The sequence below is a fragment of the Thermococcus sp. 4557 genome (assembly GCF_000221185.1).
GTDB lineage: Archaea > Methanobacteriota_B > Thermococci > Thermococcales > Thermococcaceae > Thermococcus.
Window position 1 is genome coordinate 1,336,844 of sequence record NC_015865.1, and the last position, 18,084, is coordinate 1,354,927.

Here is an 18,084-nt window from a genome sequence, read left to right on the forward strand (position 1 = left end):
GAGTGTATGGAGCGGTTAGAGATTCGCGTAATAGAAATCCGGGGAAAATGTCCCGTTTTTCACGTTGGAGACAGGATAGTGGTTGAGGGGCCCAGGGTGAACCTGGAAGAAACGGACGCGATATGCACCCATGCATTCGCATCGCTACTGCCGTACATAGTTGCGCTGCGAAAGGGTATTAAGCCGAGCGAACTAGGCCTGGGCAGGGGAGAGAAAGCTTATATCCAATGTCTCGACCCGGGGCCGCCCTACACGGACGGCGGTACAGTAATCTTCGAGATAACGGTGGTGAGAGATGAAGGCGAGAAAGGCGTGGAGAGTTGTGAGGGAGGTAGTTGACGAGGCCGACGTTATCGTCGAGGTCGTCGATGCCCGCGACCCCATAGGAACCAGGAACCGAAAGCTCGAAAGGCTCATCCTGGAGGAGGAAAAACCGCTCCTCATAGTCATGAACAAGGCGGATCTGGTACCAAAGGAATGGGCCGAGGAGTATAAAAGAAAGAGCGAGATACCCGTGGTTTTCATCTCCGCCCGCGAGAGGAAGGGAACCGGCATACTGAGGAGGGAGATTAAAAAGCTCGCGAGGCCCCTCCTCGACGAGAAGGATAGGGTCAAGGTGGCCCTCATCGGCTACCCCAACGTCGGCAAGAGCACGATAATCAACACGCTGAAGGGAAAGAAAGCCGTTGGAACAGCCCCGATTCCTGGCTACACAAAGGGCAAACAGCTGATAAAGCTGAGCAAAAAGCTATGGCTCCTCGACAGCCCCGGCGTCATACCGATAGACGACTTCGACGAGCTGGTCATCAAGGGTGGCTTCCCCGCGGACAAGATAGACGAGCCCGTCAAACCGGCGCTCAAACTCATCGGGCGCATTCTGGATACGAGGAAAGAAGCCTTAACCGAGAAGTTCGGCATCGAGGAGTTCGAGAGCGAGGAAGAGATCCTCCGGAGGATAGGGGAGAAGAGGGGCCTCATAAAGGCCGGCGGCGAGGTCGATCTGGAGGAGACGGCAAGGTGGTTCCTCCGGGAGTGGCAGACAGGTCGCTTCACCCTCTTCGGCAGGGAGAAGAAAGCCGAGGAAGATTTCACGTGGGACTTCGAGGAAATCCTCGACGGGGTTGAACGGGAACTCCTCCTAGACCCGAGGAGGATACTCTGGAAGTACGGCGACGAGCTGAGGGAGAGGCTCGACAACAGAAAGAGGGTCGGGATAAGGGAGATAGAGGGCTTCACCGTCGGCATAGCGACGGGCTTCAAGAAGTGCGACGGCGGAACGAAGCTTCTGGAGCGGCTCACCGGCAAGCACGTCCTGGCGGGCGAGTGCTTCGGAAAGAAGTGGAAGGGAGTTATAGCGATACTGGAGTAGCTAACGCGAGCCGGAGGAGACGAAGGCCAGCCCCGCGCTCAGGACGGCCATGGCGAGGCCTGGAGCCACTATCCACCACCAGTAGCCCCCGTAGAGCGCCCCCTGGTTCATGGCCTCTATCATGAACGACCCCCAGTTCGTGCCCGGAATCAGGCCGAAGAACCCGAAGACGGAAACCAGCGCCACTATCCTGGCCAGGAGTATGGTGGAGTACCTCAGCGAGAACTCCCCGACCGGCGGCAGTATATGTCTCCGCAGGACCCAGAGCGTGCCGGCGCCCATGCTCACCGCGGCCCTTACGTACTCGTTCACCTTCTCCTTTATCGTCATCATTCTGATCGTCTTGGCGAACTTCCCGAGGGTGAGTAGGGCGACGAAGAACATGAAGAGGACGGGGTTTATCCTGACCTGCTGGCCGTAGCCCTGGGTCGAGAAGAGCCACACGAGAACGACCAGAATCGGGAGCATCGGCAGGGCGACGAGCACCTCCAGGAGAAAAGTCATGACCTCCCCCAGCGTTCCGCCAACGTAGCCGGAGACGAGGCCTATCAGAACGCCCAGGACGACTATTATGGCGGTGGTAAAAAACGCGAGGTAGAGGGTGTTGTTCATTCCCTTGACGAAGCCCACCCACATGTCCCTGCCGTAGGAGTCCGTGCCGAGGAGGCCGTAGCAGGTCCCGAGGATTTCCAGGGAGGGGGTGGCGTTTCCAGCCAGGCGAACCTCGAAGACGTACTCTCCGTTGAGGGTCCCCATACTTCCGTCGCGGGAGAACAGAAGCTGGGTGGCGGAGAAGAGGATGTATCCGGTCTCGCTGAGGTTGAGGACGTCTGAGAGGGCCGAGATAACACCGGCGCGCATGTTGGTATTGAGGCTCAGGTTGCTCGACGTTGCTATACCCCTGTAAAGCGGCACCCTTATCCCGTCCGGCCTCAGAACGCTTATCTCGACCTCCTCACCGTAGGGGAGGCCGTAGAACCTGACGTCGCTCGGTTTGTCGCGGTAGGTGTGCTCGTAGGCGAACCTGTAAACCCGCGAACCGTTCTCCTCAACGGCGGAAGGCTCGAGAAAGACGGTGGGGGTTCTGTCGCCGAGGAGGGAGAACCACGAGGGGTAGGCCATTCTCGGGTTGTCCTTCCAGTAGTTAAGGTTCTCCCAGTTGGCCATGTCCTCGTCGCTCACGCCCGCGTTCGAGAGGGCCACGAAGAGCGCGAAGATTACCAGTATCACCACCCCAGCTTTCCTCCCCATTTCAGCTCACCCTCGGGTCGAGCAGTCCCTTGGTCAGCTCAAGCAGAAGGGAGAAGAGGAAGGTTATGGTGGCTATCGACAGCGTTACGACGAAGAAGAGGCGGTAGTCGAAGCGCACGACGACGCCTATGGCCGGGACTATCGTCCTGACGAAGCTGGCCCTGAGGAGCGTTCCGAGGCCGCCGAGGCCGAAGAGGACGTCGATGACAATGTAGTCGGTGAACATCTCCACGAACTTCTGGACCGTGAAGGAGCTTAGGACGATGGAGACGTTCCTGAGGACGTGCTTCCTGTATATCAGCCCCTCCGGCAGGCCCTTGGCCCTCTCCGTCAGGACGTAGGGCTTTCCAAGCTCGCTCCCCACCTCGCGGGCAACGGTGACCACAAACTCCCAGACGTAGACGAAGACCAGCGTGGAGACGGGGAGAACGAGATGCCAGAGGACGTCCAGGAAACCCTCAAAGCCCTCCTTTGGAGGGGTGCTCCTCAGGCCGGCTATCGGGAAAACCTCAAGCTCGACCGCGAAGACCGCTATCAGAACCGCACCTATCCACCAAGAGGGCAGGCCGTTGAAGAAGCGCGCCAGCCCCTCGACCGTGCCGAGGAACCGGCCGCTGGCCAGTTTAAAGCCCAGGAAAAGGCCGAGGAGAACCACAAGAACCATCGCCAGCCCCATGACCGCGAGGGTGATGCCTATGACGTGTGAGAAGTCGTACTTCGGGTTCTCGCGGTAGTAGTCGAAGCTCTTCCGGAGGAGATCCATGCCCATTATGAGCAGGTTATTGGTCCTAATCCCCTTCGCCTTCGTGAGTATCCGGTAGTAGTACTCGTCGACACTCACACCCTCGCGGGTGGCGTTGCGCTCAAGCTCGGCGTAAAAGGCAGGGTTGGACTCGCGGATATGAAGCACGGCCTCGTGGGCGTACTCCCACGTCAGTTTGTTGGAGCTGGCGCCGGCTACCAGAACTATCACGAGGAGAACGCCTAGGTAAACAGCCGCAAGGCGCGCCAGGCTCCTGACCGGGAGTTTCATGGCGGATTATTTTGACCTCGAATTGTATATAAAACTATCGGATAGAGTTAAATACAAAAACTTCAAAAGCACGGAAGGGCGGAGCAGGTTTTTTAAACGGAGCGAACAACGTGACCACATGAGGCTTTTACTAACGACTTCCAAGGGCATGGAGGACCTTGCAAAGGCCGAACTTGAGAACCTGCTCTCAAGCATTGGAGTTCCGTTTCGAGTGGAGGAGAAACCGCTCGGCGTCGAGGGAAGGGTCTTAGCGGAGGTCGATAAAGCGTTTTACACCGACGAGAAAGGACGGAAGAGGGAGCTGAGCGTTTCAACATATCTGAACGAGCGTTCGAGGCTTCTTCACCGCGTAATAGTTGAGATAGCCAGCGAGAGGTTTGAGGGAATCAGCGAGGAAGAACCGGAAAGAGCCCTCAGGCGGATCGAGGACTTCGTGGCTTCCCTTCCGGTGGAGAGGTACATCAAGACCAGCGAGAGCTTCGCCGTGAGGAGCTTCCGGAAGGGCGAACACAAAATTACAAGTATTGATATATCCAAAACCGTCGGCAAGGCGATATTCGAGAGGCTTGAGCGCTTCGGAACGCCGAGGGTGAACCTCGACCATCCTGCCGTCATATTCCGGGCGGAGCTGGTTGGAGATGTTTTCTTCCTCGGGATAGACACGACCGGTGACAGCTCCCTCCACAAGAGGCCGTGGAGGGTTTACGACCACCCCGCCCATCTCAAGGCGAGCATAGCTAACGCACTGATTGAGCTGGCGAAGCCGGACGGCGGTTCGTTCATCGACCCCTTCTGCGGAAGCGGTACGATTCCAATAGAGCTGGCCCTGAGGGGCTACGGTGGAAGGATAATCGGCCTGGAGAAGTACAGAAAACACCTGCGCGGGGCCGAGATGAACGCCCTCTCCGCGGGGGTTCTGGAGCGGATAGAATTCATACTCGGCGACGCCACCAGGCTGAGCGAGTACGTCGAGAGCGTTGACTTCGCGGTAAGCAACCTCCCCTACGGGCTGAAGATAGGAAGGAAGAGCATGATTCCGGGGCTCTACATGGACTTCTTTGCCGAGCTCGCCAAGGTTCTCGAGAAGCGCGGAGTCTTCATAACGACGGAGAAGAGGGCGATAGAGAAAGCCATAGAGGAGAACGGCTTTGATATCAAGCACCACCGCCTCATCGGCCACGGCGGGCTCATGGTGCACACCTACGTGATAGAATAACCAGGGAAGAAAAGAAATGGGCTCAGACCTTCAGCGCCTTGACCGCGCTGAGGGTCTCCTTGAGGTCGTCGTAGCCGTAGCGGAGGTATCTCCTTCCCTCGTTTTCATAGCCGTCCGCGAAGGCGCTCCAGGCCCTGTTGAGGGCTCTCTCGCCCCTGCTGAAGACGCTCATGATGGTTCCGTAGGTCATGAGGCCCTCTATCCTGAGGGGCTGCGCCTTCTCGGCGAACTCGTCGAGCTCCTCGAGGATTCCGGTGAGCTCCTCAACGGCCTTCTCGCGCGGGGCGTCCATTATCTTCTCGATCCTGCCGAGGGCATCGGTGAGGAGCCTCTCGAGCTCCCTGACACCGCCGGTTCCGCTCTGGGCCGCCCTGTGGAGCTCCTCCTTCGCACCCTGGCGCCTGAGGGCTATTCCAGCTCCCATGACGGCCAGGGAAGCGGCCAAGCCGCCCCACATGGGAGGTATCCTGGCGGCGGTTATCGCGCCGGCAACGAGGCCTACCGTGAGCAGGACGTTTCCAACGAGCTTCTTCATTTCCATCACCTCACGGGTGGAGCACTCCCATGACGGTCAGGACCGCGAAGAGGAGGGTCATAGCCGCCTCTCCGACCATCAGTCCGGCCGCGACCGGGAGCACCTTCTCGGTTATGAACTCGTTGCCCTTCTTCCTCTTGGCTATCTCGTGGACGATACAGCCGAGTCCGTAGGGCAGGATGTAGAGCATCGGCAGGTACATCGACAGACCGACGAGGACTCCGAGTCCCGGTATTCCGCTCATGGAGAGGGCGAAGCCGAGGATTCCTCCCGCGATGAACTTGTCCACCGGGACGTTGCCGCCGAGGATAGCATCGACCATGGACTTGAGGGCCATGGCCTGCGGGGCAGGAACCATCTCGTTTCCGATGCCGTAGGCCTTCCAGATGAGGCCAACGACGGTGAGGGCTATTATCGGGCCTATCCAGGCGGTGAGGAGCTCAACCTTCTGCTGCCTGGAGGGAATTCCACCGACGAGGTGGCCGGTCTTGAGGTCCTGCATCATGTCGGCGGCGCCGGAGATGGCGACACCGACGGTGGCTCCGAGGAGTATGGTGAGCGGAACCTGCTTGCCGGTGAGGTAGAGGAGTATCATGACCGACACGAGGGAGAGACCGGAAACCGGGCTCCAGTCGGTCATTCCGGTGGACATGGCGACGAGCAGGGCCGCCACGAATATCCAGGCGACACCGACGAGGGCCGTGAGCAGGCTCCTGCCGATTCCAAGGCCGCCGAGCTGGTAGGTGGTGACCAGCAGCAGGAGGAAGGCGAGGGTTATTCCCGCGTAGAGATACTTTATCGGGAGCTCCTCGTTCCTGCCGGTTCCGAGCTTGCTCGCGTTGGCTATGCTCCTGAGGGCGACTATGATGACGGGCATCGAGAGTATGAGGCCCGCTATCGAACCGCCGAGGAGCATTCCAATACCGAGCGGCCTGGTCATGTTGGCGTAGACGAAGCCGCTGATCGCTCCGCCGGTGACGTCGCTCGGGAGCCAGCCGAGGGTCTTAACTATGGGCGTGATGATGTAGTAGGAAAGTATTCCACCGGCGAGGACTATGAGACCGTTCCTTCCGGTGATGAGGCCCATTCCGAAGACCATCAGCGAGAGGGCCATGGCAAGGCTGACCCACTCGGGAAGGTGGAGTATGGCACCAAGGTCAATGTACTCGGGGATTATCTCCGGAAGGCCGAGCACCGGGAACTGCTGGACGAGGTAGACGGCCGCGCTGACGGCCATGCCGAGGAAGAGCAGCCTGGCCTTCTCGATTCCGCTTCCCGGGGTCTTGAGGACGGTTGCAACGGCAGTTCCGGTCGGGAAGCGAAGCCTGTCAATCTCGATCATCTGCTTCCTCAGCGGGATTATGAAGGTGATTCCGAGTATCGCTCCGGCCGCGGTGGCGAGGAAGAAGTACGTGGTGTTTATCTCCTCGTGTAGGCCCATGATGTAGAGCGCCGGGATGGTGAAGATGACTCCCGAAACGGAGATGTTGACCGCAGAGGCTATGGTCTGGACGATGTTGTTCTCGACGACGGTTCCCTTCTTGAGGATTCCCCTGAGGACTCCCCAGCCGACGATGGCAGCTATGGCCGAGCCGCCGGAGGTGAAGCCCATTATCATTCCCGCGTAGGTGAAACTGGCCGCCATGAAGGCGCCCCAGATGACGCCGAGAATTATAGCGGCGGGCGTCACTTCGCGGTAGGTCTCGTCCGAATCCTTACGCTTCCAGCTCGCTTCTCCAACTTTCCAGTTGGCGTCCGCCATCTCCCAACCTCCTGTACAGTTATGAGCATTCATGTCCACGTTCTTCGGGAATGTGCATTCCTGAGAGGTTGGCCCGTTTGGTAATATAAAGTTTTTCAGCCCTGTAAATGCCAAGAACGCGGATTTAAAACCAAAAAGGAGTCAAAACAGACTTTTATGCCGTTTTTAGTCTCAGCATGAATAAAAATTCATCAGGGAGATGGACAAGTGGACACCAACGCACATTACGACATTAGGGGCTCGAAGGGCGTTTAATGTGCCGTTTAATCCGCCGAACGATGGTTAGTTGAAACTTGAAAATGCTGAAGCGATTTAGGAAAAGTCCAGAGAAAAACGAAGGCTCAGGTCTTCAGGGTCACATCAATGACCGCTGTCTCGTTGCCCGGGTTCCCCACCACGACCTTCCACCTGCCCTTCGGAAGTTCAACGACCTCGTTCACTTCCCTGACGGTTCCAAAATCCCTCAGAACGGTTCCATCGGAGGAGACAACCTTCACCTCAATGGGGACGCTGGAGCTTATCTCAACAGTCAGGTTCGCTGGACCCCGGAAGGGCCACTCCCTGCTCTCCCCGGCCGGAACGCTCTTTCCCCTGGCGTAGACGAAGTTGTTGTCGAGACAGCCCGCGACCAGTATCGAGAGGGCAATGACGGCGACCACCAGCCAACGGACGGGCTTCATGACACCACCGAAGACAGTTAAAGATTAAAAACTTAAAAAAGTTTTTCAGCAGAGTATCGAACCCTCGGCCAGGACGTCGAACTCGACCCTGCCTATGCCCTCTATCCACGCCTCAACCCTGTCCCCGTGCCTGAGCGGGCCTACTCCAGCGGGAGTTCCGGTCGCTATTATGTCCCCGGGTTCAAGGGTCATTATGCTCGAAACATACTCAATTATCTCCGGGATTTTGAACATCATCTCGCTCGTCCGCCCGAGCTGTCTGAGCTGGCCGTTCACCTTCAGGCCGATTTCGAGGTCGTCTATTTTCAGCTCGCGCCTGTCCACAATCCTCGGTCCGACTGGTGCAAAAGTGTCGAAGCCCTTGGCAACCGTCCAGGGAAGGCCCTTCCGCTTAGCCTCCCACTGCAGGTCTCTAGCCGTTATGTCCAGCAGAATCGTGTAGCCCAGCACGTGGTCCATGGCCTTCTCGGCCGGCACGCGCCTGGCCCTCTTCCCGATTATCACCGCCAGCTCTACCTCGTGGTCAACCCGCTTGCTCATCCTCGGCAGTATTATTGGTTCGCCGGGGCCGATGAGCGCTGAAGGAGGCTTGAGGAAGAACACCGGCCTTTCCGGAACGTCGCTCTCCATCTCCTTCGCATGCTCAGCGTAGTTCTTCGCCAAAGCAACTATCTTGCTCGGCCTGATTTCGTAGTACGTGTCACGGAAGGGGAGGCGCACCATGATGCAGCACCGGCATAAATTCGGGGCGGGGGTTATAAACCGCTCGCGGAAGGGTAATAAACAACCCCGCCAAAACACCATCGGTGGACATCATGAAAGTCGTCGTTCTCAGGGACAGGGGGAGCACCCTGGCGGTGGTGTTCATACTAATCTTCATGGCGGCGTTCATGGCGCCCCTGATCTACATGTTCCCGAGCGCTGCCGGGGGAACGCTGTTTCTGGTGTTCTTCATCGCGTTCGCACTCCTGATATTCGGGGGCGGGCTCTACGGCGTAATCCGGGTTCGCTCCGCATCAAAGAAAGCGGAAGCGTTCTTCTCGGCCGCAGAGTTCTCGGACTCGGCGGTTTACCTTCCGGGCGAGATGGACTTCGAGGTTGGCGTTCTGGAGATGAGGGGCTGGTGGAGTGGAGGAAAGAACAGGACCTACCACGTGAGCAGAAAGTTCACGGCCGAGAGGATGTCCAGGGACTCGAGGATTCCGTTCATCGATGGGGAGTTCAAGGCCGCGGTCTACTCGGACGGCACCGGATTCATCAGGGCGCCGGCGGTCAGGGTGCTGAGCGAGCCGTACAGGGACGTGGTGCTCATCTTCATGACCAGCAAAGGGCGTGTGGAAGGCGAGGGCACGGTGACGGTCTCAACGCAGGAGGACTCCGCCCAGGTGAGCTTCAGGGGCGACGGAAAACTCATCAGGGGAAGCGTGTACTCGACCCTCACGAAGGCGAGGCGGGTAAAGGTGGCGCTTACGACGGAGGGCTTCAGCTTCGAAAAGATTCTGGGGGCCGGGACGTCCTTCGAGTTCAGCGCCCCCATGCTGCCCGAAGAGAGCACGGTGGTCGTCGGAAACTACAAAACGGTCAGCCCGAGGAGCCTGGCGGGCCGCCTCGGAGGCGGAACCCTCGTTATGGGGCACGGCGAATTCACACTGCGCGCCATCCTCGACATAAGGCTGAGGCCGGACGTCAAAGCCGAAGAGCCGTTCATCGTTGAGCTGGAGATGGAGGAAGCCGAGAAAAGCGAGGAAAATGAATTCGAGGAGGAGTGGGGGTTTAGAGATTAAACAGCGCCATGTTCTAATCCACCTCCACTTTTATCCCCTCAACCTCGAACTTCCGGTTTATGTTCGCCATCCATTCGCCGGGGTCAATAACTATCATCGTCGGCTTCGCCTCCAGGGTCATGTTGACGCTCCCAAGGCCGTTCTCCACCACAACTGTCGTGTCCACGAATTTTGCATCCTCCGTGACAACCCTAACCTGAACGGGCATTGTGAAGTTGCTCCTGTCCACAAGCCTAAACCTCAGACGGTATCCGTCGCCTTCGTTGGTTACCGTGAGATTCTCGACGGTGTAGTCCGGCAGCAGCGTTGAGTTGAACCACTCGCCGAAGAACCAGTCGAGGTCCTCCCCTGAAACGTCCTCAAAAATCCCCTCAACGTCGGCCAAGCCGCACTCCGCCCCGTGACACCGTACCAAGGCCTCGTGGAGTCCCCTGTAGAACGTTTCGTCTCCGAGGACGAACTGAAGGGAACGGAGGGTGAATGCCCCCTTAGTGTACAGCACAGTGGATACGTTGAGCTTCCTCAGGTCCAGCAGGTTCTCCGACATGGCATCGTGAATCGAGATCGACCTCCCGTATTCGACGATGGACTTCTCATTCAGCTCCAGGTAGGCATTAAAGCGGGCCGGTACGATACGCTTCAGGGCGAGGGACTGCATGTAGGTGGCAAAACCTTCGTTGAAATACTTGAAATCCGCGTAGCCGGCAAACCAGATGTGGGCGAGCTCGTGCGGTATGGAGCCGGTTCTCTTGCGGACGATGAGCTCGATGCCACGCCTTTCACCTATGACGGCCGAGTTGGTGCCGTCGATCATAAAGGAGCCCGTGAAGTCGGGGTTAACGACAAGGTGGATGTCGCTAAAGGGCCTGAGCCCGGTGGTATTGACGTAGGTTTCAACGGACAATTTCACGATCCGCTCCAAGTCCGCCCAGTGGAGCGGATTGTATTGCTTCCGAGGGATATAAACCGTCACGTTGATGCCCGCCGCGGGGACGTTCTTAACGACCACCGGACCGTCGTTTATGAAGGATCCGAAGAGAAGCGGAAGGAGCTTTTCACCGTTCAGCGTCCCGGAACCGTTGAAAGCCCCAAAGCCGGGCACCACGAGGGTATAGCCCTCGGGCAGGGAGTATGTCATGTTGAGGCCCACCGGCTCGGCCCCCATCTCCCACCATGTGAGGGGCGAGCCCGCGTACTGCTCGGGTATGTCGAGGAAGACAGGGTATCTCAGCGAGTACGTTATCTCCCCACGGAGGTTTTTCCTCGATGAGTTGAAGCGTATCTCATAAACCGTCAGATAGCTCCGCGTTATAGGGCGGCCAAGAGCCTCTTCAAAGAAAATCCTGCCCCCGCTGAGACGGGAGAGGTCAACGGGGACGCCCTCAATCGTCAGGTTGAGCCTCAGAACATCGGGATCGTCGGGAACGCCGGTGAGGGCGAGAGAGATGGCGTTCTCCGAGAGGTTTGAGAGAAGGAAGTCGTAGCGGCCCCTGATCCTGCTTCCGTCGTACTCGATGGTGAGGTTCCCCCATTGGACCGCGGTGGGGGAGTAGATGTTCTCCAGGAGCGGGCCGCTTTCATCCACGCTCAGGTTTTCTATGATCGGGTTTTCTGGGTAGATTATGGAAAAATCCTGGGATTCCGTTGGGGTTCCGGTCGTCAATGAACCTGAAGATGCCGTGCTCGTCTGGGAGGTGGCCCCGAGACAGCCGCTCACTAAAATCACGAGGGCAAGCAGGGCGGCGAGAAGTGCATTCCTCACCTTTAACCCACCGGTAAACGTTAACATCGGGAAGTATAAAAAAGTTTTGAGGGAACGAACTAAAAATCCAGTTCAGCCCCTCAGCGATTCCAGAATTTCCTTTTACTCTCCATTACTGTGCCTTCCCCCTCATGAACTTCAACCCCCAGACCATCAGCGCTCCCTGAATCGCCAGAGCGACGAGAAAGCCAGCGATATGTGCACCCAGCGACAGCGGATGACTGGTGGCGAAGTAGTAAACCGTGTAAGCGCCAACGGGTATGTTGAGCAGCGCGCTCGCCACGAGGCCCGGGTTGTAGCCGTGCCTGAAGAACATGCCCACGTGCGAGAGGGCATTTAGGATTGAGAAATAGGCCGTCCATATCCCGAGTGAAATATCAACAAGGCCCGCAAGTATGGCCGAGAGCGGGAACGCGACGAAAATTATTGGAACGTTAATCCAAAGGGCGTGTGTTTTTGTGAGAGGCCAGTCCTCCCGCTTTGAGCCCAGGACTTTCCTGTTGAAGAACTCCACGAAGCCGCCGGGGCAGATGTACTCCTCGAACTGGTGCACCCAGTAGACCGGCGTCTGCAGCCAGATGAGGAAGAGGGCGAAGTTCTCCTTGAGGACGAACAGAACCAGCACAACCGTTAGGTACACTGCGAGAAAGGGCGTCGAGACCGGCCAGTACTCTTCAAGCCACGCCATCACCGAACGTTTTTTCGTGGACTTCACGGCGACCACCTGTTAGGGTAATGTTTCCATGGAATAAAATTCTATGGAATATAACCTTAACGGCGCTTCTTTGGGCCTTTTACATGCGAGGTGTGAGAGATTTAACCATGTAACGCCACTCAGGAATGCCAAAAAGGCGCTGCGTTATGCGGCTCCTCGTCACTTTCTCGGTCTTGAATCCCCTCTTCATATAGAGCCCGATGGCCCTTTCGTTTGATGAAGCTACGTGGAGTGTGAGCCTTTCAAATTTATTGTTGCGGGCGAACTCCTCCCCAAACTCAAGTAGCCTCGTGCCTATGCCCATTCCCTGGAATCCCGGCATTACAGCTATGTGCTCAATGTAGCATTCTCCGGGCTTTGGCTTGTATTCGAGAAGCCAGAGACCGGGGAACAGTTTAAGAACTTTCCTCCAGCCGTATTTGGAGGCAGCCCTTCTTATGGGGTACTCCCCCGGTGGGCGTTTTTGACCTGCCCACTTTAGGGCCAGAACACCCACAACTTCACCACCCACCTCGGCGACTACATAACCCGGGAATGGTGAGCTGTATACCGCACCGGTCTCAGTCAAAAACCGGGGCATCTCCTCGCGCGGCATCGGTGCAAGGCTCTGAAACTTCCCTTCAAAGGCGAGCGCCATTATCTCGGCCACACGCTCTAAGTCGCTGGGCCGGAAGTTCCTTATGTTTATCTCGCTCACCCTTCACCACCTCACATAAGACAAAAAATCCCATCACCAGATGACTCCAAGGGCCGCCAGAACCCCAAGAACAATTAGAACCGCCCCCACGGCCTGGTAGAACCGGTGCACGTTTTCGCCCCAGAGCCCCCTGGAGCGCGCAACCAGGAGCCTGTAAACGATGAAGTTGCTCCTGGTAATGCCAGAAACCAGCATGAAAAGGCCCACCGCGGCCATGATAACTCCCCATATCGGATTCATGTTTTCACCTAATCACTATTGGAGGAGCGAGTTAAGTACTTTTCTTAACAGATACCCTCAAAGCTGGCACAGAAAAGTTTGAGAGTGGAAGAGAAAGAAACGAACGGGAGACGAGAGAGTTACCTGCTGAATTTGTTCAGCCTCTCAACGGCTGAGGATTGTCTCTTACCTCTTGTAATGTCCCCCTGTACCCCCCTGAACTTAACCACGAGGCTAGGCATAAGCTTTAAGCACTAACAAGAACTTAAAGCTTTTTTTCAAAAATTCTTACTACCCATTCCATTTCACTTACAGAAGGAGGATTCTTAGAGAGTTCAACGATAAACCTTGAACTGCCGGACAACTTTTCAGTTTTTGTATATAGATACAGCTTTTTCCGTTCCTCAAATCCAAGAGAATTCAAAAAGTCTCCCATTGCGTGGGATACTGTTCTAACTTGAATAAACCCCACTTCCGGATATTTTTCCTGCAGATATTCAAGCAAAAGTTCAAAGGCCCTCATAACTTCGTTATCATCAGTTCCTTTCAGAAAGGGATTTGGAGAGAAATCAAAGATAACAAGACGTGAATCCCCAATAAAATACCTAACTCCAAAGATGTAATTTGAAAGCGTTCCTGCACTGTCTCCATAGTGAACGCTTAAACAGTGAAAGTCATTCCCTCCATAGAACCTCTCCAAAAGCTTATTTTCAATCTCCATTTTGGCCTTTCTGCGAGCCACATACTCAACCCACCGGGCTTCTTCAAAGAATATGCATGAATTTTTGCCCGAGACAATAAAGAAATTTCCACCGGCGTACCCTTCATTCAGCATTCTGAGTTCTTTATCGTGCCTTAGCGAAAACACCGCCCCGTAGAGAGGAATAGCCTTGTCAAGGAAAGTTTTCCAATCAAACTTCCCAAGAAAGCCCGAGAGTCCCTCAATCCAATCAATTCCGATAAGAACAATGTAAGGGCAAAACTTGTATGACAACTCTGAAAGCTCAGGCTCATTCTCTTTAGAACCAGCAAGATGTTTCAAAAATTTAAGCTTCTGTTGTAAAGAATAAAACTCCTTCCAGCACTCGATAATTGCTTTGGCTTTTTCAGGAGACCAAAGAAGTTTATAGGGCTTCTTTTGTCTTCCCTGCGAGTTTTGCACAAGAATAGGAGCATCCAAAACCTTCAAACGCACAAGTTCATTCAAGACCCTTCGAACAGACTCTTGTCGTTTTCCAAGTTCTTTTGAGAGGTTATACACGGTAAGTTCTTTACCCTCCTGTGCAAGTTCAATTATTCGGTATGCAATCTCAGTGAATTCCTCAGTATCTTTTAACCTCCCCATATAGGCCCCCGTTATGGTTAGTAGGTATTCACAAAAAAGTGTTTCTTTTTGAGAATACCCCCTTATAAAGTAAACTGCGAAATAAGTATTGACAGTTTTCGGAGGTGATACCATGGGCAAGAAGGGTTCCAAACCCATGACATGGGAGGCCGCGAGGAGAATCCAGAGCGCAGTGGACAGCGGAAGGGCCGTCAAGGCGGACGAGGGCTTCAAGGCCAGGGCCATGAGCGCCGCCGCGAGGAACTCGAAGAAGTGATTCCAAACCTTCTTATTTTTACGTTGCAAACTGGGGGGTGACTAGGATGAAGTTTGAGCGCGGGGTTACACACGTTATTTTCTTTGACATTGAATACTACGTTCCCAGAGAACACCGGAACGGGCCCGGATTAAGGGCCAATCCGTACCTGGACGGAAGCTTCGTCATGGGAGGCGTCTTCCAGAGGTACTTCCCAATGGAGGACAAGCTGGAAAAGAAGGAGGAGTTCTGGATATGGGACATGGAAGGTAAGGACGTCGTGGAGCAGGAGAAGAATCTCTTGGAGAAAATATACCTCTACTTCAGGGAGAGCTGGACACGGTGGGAACTGCTGGGCAAAGACCCCGGGCTGACGGAGCCGATGGCAGTAGGCTTCGGGATAACGCGCCTCGATATTCCCGTGCTTTTTGTCAGGAGCCTTGTTCACGGAATAGCCAACCCAAAGAGACTGTATGACACCTACTTCAAATTGAGACACTTCGACCTTAGCGTCGCCTCCGCCCCTGTAATCCCCGAGAGCAGGAACAGAAAAGTGCTCGCCCCCGTGTCCCAGAACTGGGCAGTTAAGAACCTGCTCGGAGACGGAAGAAGAAAACCGAGCGGCACAACCGTGTGGGAACTATACGATGCAGGGGAATACCGGGCCATAATGGAAAGAACCTGCGAGGAGGTGGAACTCGCGAGGAAGGTTTATCAAGAACTTAGAAAATTAAGGAACGGCCTCCACAGCAGGCCCTGACTTTACTTCTTCAGCGGCTCCGGAATGGACTTATCCCACTGCTCCCTCGCCAGTTCACCGGTGTACTTGAATTTCTCGACCTTCTTCTCGGCCTCCTTGCGCTTCTTCTGGTGCTCCTTTAGGAAGGCCTGGACGCGCTCAATGAGTTCACGCTTGCACTGGCCGCAGAGGAGCTCTCCGCTCTTGCATGCGTGGTAGCGCTCCATGAGCTTCTTGTCGTCGGGCTCGAAGAATATCTCGAACCACTTGAAGACGACGCACTTCTCAGGGTTTCCGCCCTTCTCGCGCTGCTCCTTCGCGGTGGCTCTTCCTCCCGTTAAAGCGTACTTCCATATCTTCTTACCTGCCTCCTCAGGGTCATCGGTGAGGTAGATTGCCGTCTCCGGCTTGCTGGCGCTCATCTTACCCTCGAGGCCCATCAAACCGGGCACGAACTTTGAGTGAATCGCCGCCGTCTTGTAGTAGCCGAGACTCTCTGCAAAGTCCCTCTGGAGCCTCCAGTAGGGGTCCTGGTCAATCGCCGCTGGGATTAAACAGCGCTTCTTCTCGAAGAATGTCGGGGCTGCCTGAATCGCCGGGTAGAATATCATCCCAATCTTGCTCTGGTCGGTGAAGCCGAAGACCGCCCTGGCCATTGAGTAGTTTATCTTCTTCGCTATCGGTATCGCCATCTCGTATATCTTCGTGAACTCGCTGTCCTGGAAGATGAAGGTCTTGTCCGGGTCGAAGCCGACGGCTATGATGTCGAGGATGTTGTCGTAGGCCCATCTCTTCGTGTCGTCGAAGGTGAGCTTCTCCTTGAAAAGGAACTTCTCGTCGTCGGTTATCTGGACGTAGAGGTTGACGCCGAACTTCTCCTGGAGCCACTTGGTGGCGAAGAACGGAATGATGTGGCCTATGTGCATCGGACCGCTCGGACCCCTCCCCGTGTAGAGGAAGAAGCCCCTCCCGCTCTCGTAGTCGGCCAGGACTTTATCGTAGTCCCTGTGGGAGAAGAAGAACCTTCTCCTGAAGAATATCGGCAGCTCGCTCTTCGTGAGCCTTGCAGTTTTCTCAAGCAACTCGTCCGTCAGCGGACTGGTTCCGAACTCCTCTATCAGCTTCGCGTAGTCCACCATTCCCTCAACGTCCCATGGGGTGACCTTAAACTCGTCGTCCATTCAAAACACCTCCATTTCCAGTGGAAACAAAACTCAGGGCTAAGCCGGGGCAGAAGAGAAAGGCTTCACCAAGGCCAAAAGCAATCACCGGGCATGGGAAGAGAAAGGGAAGAAGGGGATTTAAAGTTTTTGGAGAAGGACGTCCACCCGAAATTCTTAAAAACTCTAATCACGTTTATATAATCATGTTTAGAGAATTCGTCAATCGCCAGGAAGAGCTTAAAACCCTCGAAGAGCTGTGGAGCGGAGAGGGGTTGACACTGGTTCTCGTTTACGGTAGGCGGAGAGTTGGAAAGACGAGACTTCTTGAAGAGTTCTCACGAGGCAAAAAAAGGATTTTCGTTATCTTTGAGGACAAGCCGAGGGAATACAACTTCAGGCTCCTCTCAAAGCGGGTCTCTGATTTCGTGGGCTTTAACGTCGAAGTTCATGATCTTCCCTCGCTGTTTGCCCTTTTAAAGGGGTTAAGCAGTGAGCGGATACTCTTGATTCTGGACGAGTTCTCTTACCTGATCAAAAAAGATGGGGGAATTCTCAGCGAACTCTCACGGGCCATCGAGGAGAACAGAGACCTAAACGCCCTGGTGATTGTTTCGGGTTCCTACGTTTCACTCCTTGAAAGGGAGTTCTTCAGCTACTCAAGCCCAATCTACGGAAGAAGCGATGCAAACATCAAAGTCCAGCCCCTCCAATTCAAGAACCTCTTCGAGTGGTTCGACGCGAGTACAGAAGACCTCGTGAAAATATACTCGGTGACCGGCGGAACTCCAAAATACCTCGAATTCTTCAGCGGAAGGAACGTCGAGGAGGAGATAAGGGCCAACTTCTTCAACTCGTCCGCTTTCCTCTTCAGGGAGGCGAGGGCCCTTTTAAGTGAGGAGCTTAGGGAGCTATCCACGTATCTGGCAATACTGGAGGCCATAGCAAGGGGGAACACAAAGGTCACACAGATAGCGAACTTCTGCTACATGAAGGAAAACCAAGTCGTGCCGTACCTGAGGGTTCTCGGTGAGCTTGGGATAGTGAGGAAAGTAACGCCCCTGTTCGGAAAGAAGGGAATTTACGAGATAGCCGACAACTACTTCCTCTTCTGGTCGCGCTTTGTTAATCCCTACTACGAAGAGATTGAGGGGAACTTCGTCGAGGCGGCAATCGAGGACTTTGACAGGAACTTCAACACCTTCCTTGGAAAGCCATTCGAAGGGATCGCGAGGGAGTTCATGATCGAAGCGAACAGAAAAAACGTCCTGCCCTTCAGATTCACGAAGATTGGAAGGTGGTGGCACAGGGGAGAGGAAATAGATTTAGTGGCTCTAAATGAGAACTCCAAAAAAGCCCTTTTTGTTGAGGTTAAGTGGAGCGATTTAACGTCAAGAGAGGCCGAGAAGGTTCTGAAACGCCTTGAGAAAAAGGGCGAACTCGTTGGACTTGAAGATTACGAGAAGCATTTCGGAATAATCGCGAAAAGGATTGAGGAAAAAGAAAACCTTGATCTGGCCTTCGACTTAAGGGACTTTGAGAGGATCCTACCCGGTGAAAGGAAAGAAAAAGTTTAGGGACT

19 protein-coding genes are annotated in these 18,084 nt (G+C 55.1%); 7 read left to right on the forward strand and 12 right to left on the reverse strand.

Annotated features, from left to right (window positions below; genetic code table 11):
- Positions 1-6: 6 nt before the first annotated feature.
- Both GQS_RS06985 and GQS_RS06990 read left to right on the forward strand, forming a co-directional pair.
- Positions 7-339 carry a TIGR04076 family protein gene (locus tag GQS_RS06985; protein ID WP_014012975.1) on the forward strand — a complete coding sequence of 111 codons (333 nt, stop codon included), beginning with the start codon at positions 7-9 and terminating at the stop codon, positions 337-339.
- Positions 296-1,369 carry a GTPase gene (locus GQS_RS06990; RefSeq protein WP_014012976.1) on the forward strand — a complete coding sequence of 358 codons (1,074 nt, stop codon included), beginning with the start codon at positions 296-298 and terminating at the stop codon, positions 1,367-1,369. Before GQS_RS06985 ends, GQS_RS06990 begins: the two co-directional genes overlap by 44 nt.
- On the opposite strand, the gene GQS_RS06995 is transcribed toward GQS_RS06990, so the two are convergent.
- On the reverse strand, positions 1,370-2,620 hold the full coding sequence (locus tag GQS_RS06995; protein ID WP_014012977.1) for an ABC transporter permease: 1,251 nt from the start codon (positions 2,618-2,620) through the stop codon (positions 1,370-1,372). It abuts the gene before it with no gap.
- Position 2,621: 1 nt separating this feature from the next.
- Complete coding sequence (locus GQS_RS07000; protein WP_014012978.1) at positions 2,622-3,653, reverse strand: ABC transporter permease; 1,032 nt, start codon at positions 3,651-3,653, stop codon at positions 2,622-2,624.
- A gap of 118 nt (positions 3,654-3,771) precedes the next feature.
- On the opposite strand from GQS_RS07000, the gene trm14 reads away from it, so the two are divergent.
- Positions 3,772-4,869 (forward strand): tRNA (guanine(6)-N2)-methyltransferase, encoded by a 1,098-nt coding sequence (gene trm14 / locus GQS_RS07005; RefSeq protein ID WP_014012979.1) that lies wholly within the window; start codon positions 3,772-3,774, stop codon positions 4,867-4,869.
- A 22-nt stretch (positions 4,870-4,891) separates the two neighbouring features.
- Here trm14 and GQS_RS07010 read toward each other — a convergent pair whose 3' ends face one another.
- From GQS_RS07010 to GQS_RS07025, 4 genes are all read right to left on the reverse strand, one after another.
- Positions 4,892-5,410 carry a cell division protein gene (locus tag GQS_RS07010; RefSeq protein WP_238515729.1) on the reverse strand — a complete coding sequence of 173 codons (519 nt, stop codon included), beginning with the start codon at positions 5,408-5,410 and terminating at the stop codon, positions 4,892-4,894.
- A gap of 4 nt (positions 5,411-5,414) precedes the next feature.
- Positions 5,415-7,166, reverse strand: a complete 1,752-nt coding sequence (locus GQS_RS07015; protein ID WP_014012981.1) for an OPT family oligopeptide transporter — start codon at positions 7,164-7,166, stop codon at positions 5,415-5,417.
- A 341-nt stretch (positions 7,167-7,507) separates the two neighbouring features.
- The gene (locus GQS_RS07020; RefSeq protein ID WP_014012982.1) at positions 7,508-7,846 is read right to left on the reverse strand and encodes a hypothetical protein; all 339 of its coding nucleotides are present in this window, start codon (positions 7,844-7,846) and stop codon (positions 7,508-7,510) included.
- A gap of 45 nt (positions 7,847-7,891) precedes the next feature.
- Positions 7,892-8,569: a fumarylacetoacetate hydrolase family protein gene (locus GQS_RS07025; RefSeq protein ID WP_014012983.1), complete on the reverse strand. Its 678-nt coding sequence runs from the start codon at positions 8,567-8,569 to the stop codon at positions 7,892-7,894.
- Positions 8,570-8,661: 92 nt separating this feature from the next.
- Between GQS_RS07025 and GQS_RS07030 the strand changes: the two genes are divergently transcribed.
- On the forward strand, positions 8,662-9,630 hold the full coding sequence (locus GQS_RS07030; RefSeq protein WP_014012984.1) for a hypothetical protein: 969 nt from the start codon (positions 8,662-8,664) through the stop codon (positions 9,628-9,630).
- A 13-nt stretch (positions 9,631-9,643) separates the two neighbouring features.
- Here GQS_RS07030 and GQS_RS07035 read toward each other — a convergent pair whose 3' ends face one another.
- The 5 genes from GQS_RS07035 to GQS_RS07055 form a co-directional block, all read right to left on the reverse strand.
- Complete coding sequence (locus GQS_RS07035; protein WP_014012985.1) at positions 9,644-11,392, reverse strand: M1 family aminopeptidase; 1,749 nt, start codon at positions 11,390-11,392, stop codon at positions 9,644-9,646.
- A 112-nt stretch (positions 11,393-11,504) separates the two neighbouring features.
- The gene (locus GQS_RS07040; protein WP_048056547.1) at positions 11,505-12,080 is read right to left on the reverse strand and encodes an HXXEE domain-containing protein; all 576 of its coding nucleotides are present in this window, start codon (positions 12,078-12,080) and stop codon (positions 11,505-11,507) included.
- 106 nt (positions 12,081-12,186) lie between these two features.
- A complete protein-coding gene (locus GQS_RS10770; RefSeq protein WP_014012987.1) occupies positions 12,187-12,804 on the reverse strand; it encodes a GNAT family N-acetyltransferase in 618 nt (205 codons plus the stop codon).
- A gap of 33 nt (positions 12,805-12,837) precedes the next feature.
- Positions 12,838-13,044 carry a hypothetical protein gene (locus GQS_RS07050; protein WP_014012988.1) on the reverse strand — a complete coding sequence of 69 codons (207 nt, stop codon included), beginning with the start codon at positions 13,042-13,044 and terminating at the stop codon, positions 12,838-12,840.
- 244 nt (positions 13,045-13,288) lie between these two features.
- Complete coding sequence (locus tag GQS_RS07055) at positions 13,289-14,368, reverse strand: hypothetical protein (protein ID WP_014012989.1); 1,080 nt, start codon at positions 14,366-14,368, stop codon at positions 13,289-13,291.
- 112 nt (positions 14,369-14,480) lie between these two features.
- Here GQS_RS07055 and GQS_RS11015 point away from each other — a divergent pair, with 112 nt between their 5' ends.
- Positions 14,481-14,624 carry a hypothetical protein gene (locus tag GQS_RS11015; RefSeq protein ID WP_014012990.1) on the forward strand — a complete coding sequence of 48 codons (144 nt, stop codon included), beginning with the start codon at positions 14,481-14,483 and terminating at the stop codon, positions 14,622-14,624.
- A 46-nt stretch (positions 14,625-14,670) separates the two neighbouring features.
- On the forward strand, positions 14,671-15,363 hold the full coding sequence (locus tag GQS_RS07060; RefSeq protein ID WP_014012991.1) for a hypothetical protein: 693 nt from the start codon (positions 14,671-14,673) through the stop codon (positions 15,361-15,363).
- Between the two features lie 2 nt (positions 15,364-15,365).
- Here the strand turns inward: GQS_RS07060 and GQS_RS07065 are convergent, their stop codons facing one another.
- Positions 15,366-16,523, reverse strand: coding sequence for a tryptophan--tRNA ligase (locus GQS_RS07065; RefSeq protein WP_014012992.1), 1,158 nt, complete (start codon positions 16,521-16,523; stop codon positions 15,366-15,368).
- A gap of 185 nt (positions 16,524-16,708) precedes the next feature.
- On the opposite strand from GQS_RS07065, the gene GQS_RS07070 reads away from it, so the two are divergent.
- Positions 16,709-18,079 carry an ATP-binding protein gene (locus GQS_RS07070; RefSeq protein ID WP_014012993.1) on the forward strand — a complete coding sequence of 457 codons (1,371 nt, stop codon included), beginning with the start codon at positions 16,709-16,711 and terminating at the stop codon, positions 18,077-18,079.
- The last annotated feature ends 5 nt before the right edge of the window (positions 18,080-18,084 follow it).

Excerpts from the sequence above, each read along its gene's own strand:
- GQS_RS07025 (WP_014012983.1), bottom strand. The coding sequence starts at position 8,569 with ATGGTGCGCCTCCCCTTCCGTGACACGTACTACGAAATCAGGCCGAGC.
- GQS_RS07010 (WP_238515729.1), bottom strand. The coding sequence starts at position 5,410 with ATGGAAATGAAGAAGCTCGTTGGAAACGTCCTGCTCACGGTAGGCCTC.
- GQS_RS06995 (WP_014012977.1), bottom strand. The coding sequence starts at position 2,620 with ATGGGGAGGAAAGCTGGGGTGGTGATACTGGTAATCTTCGCGCTCTTC.
- GQS_RS07040 (WP_048056547.1), bottom strand. The coding sequence starts at position 12,080 with ATGGCGTGGCTTGAAGAGTACTGGCCGGTCTCGACGCCCTTTCTCGCA.
- GQS_RS11015 (WP_014012990.1), top strand. The coding sequence starts at position 14,481 with ATGGGCAAGAAGGGTTCCAAACCCATGACATGGGAGGCCGCGAGGAGA.
- GQS_RS07065 (WP_014012992.1), bottom strand. The coding sequence starts at position 16,523 with ATGGACGACGAGTTTAAGGTCACCCCATGGGACGTTGAGGGAATGGTG.
- GQS_RS06990 (WP_014012976.1), top strand. The coding sequence starts at position 296 with ATGAAGGCGAGAAAGGCGTGGAGAGTTGTGAGGGAGGTAGTTGACGAG.
- GQS_RS07050 (WP_014012988.1), bottom strand. The coding sequence starts at position 13,044 with ATGAATCCGATATGGGGAGTTATCATGGCCGCGGTGGGCCTTTTCATG.
- GQS_RS07020 (WP_014012982.1), bottom strand. The coding sequence starts at position 7,846 with ATGAAGCCCGTCCGTTGGCTGGTGGTCGCCGTCATTGCCCTCTCGATA.
- GQS_RS07030 (WP_014012984.1), top strand. The coding sequence starts at position 8,662 with ATGAAAGTCGTCGTTCTCAGGGACAGGGGGAGCACCCTGGCGGTGGTG.
- trm14 (WP_014012979.1), top strand. The coding sequence starts at position 3,772 with ATGAGGCTTTTACTAACGACTTCCAAGGGCATGGAGGACCTTGCAAAG.
- GQS_RS07060 (WP_014012991.1), top strand. The coding sequence starts at position 14,671 with ATGAAGTTTGAGCGCGGGGTTACACACGTTATTTTCTTTGACATTGAA.
- GQS_RS07055 (WP_014012989.1), bottom strand. The coding sequence starts at position 14,368 with ATGGGGAGGTTAAAAGATACTGAGGAATTCACTGAGATTGCATACCGA.
- GQS_RS07000 (WP_014012978.1), bottom strand. The coding sequence starts at position 3,653 with ATGAAACTCCCGGTCAGGAGCCTGGCGCGCCTTGCGGCTGTTTACCTA.
- GQS_RS06985 (WP_014012975.1), top strand. The coding sequence starts at position 7 with ATGGAGCGGTTAGAGATTCGCGTAATAGAAATCCGGGGAAAATGTCCC.
- GQS_RS07015 (WP_014012981.1), bottom strand. The coding sequence starts at position 7,166 with ATGGCGGACGCCAACTGGAAAGTTGGAGAAGCGAGCTGGAAGCGTAAG.
- GQS_RS07070 (WP_014012993.1), top strand. The coding sequence starts at position 16,709 with ATGTTTAGAGAATTCGTCAATCGCCAGGAAGAGCTTAAAACCCTCGAA.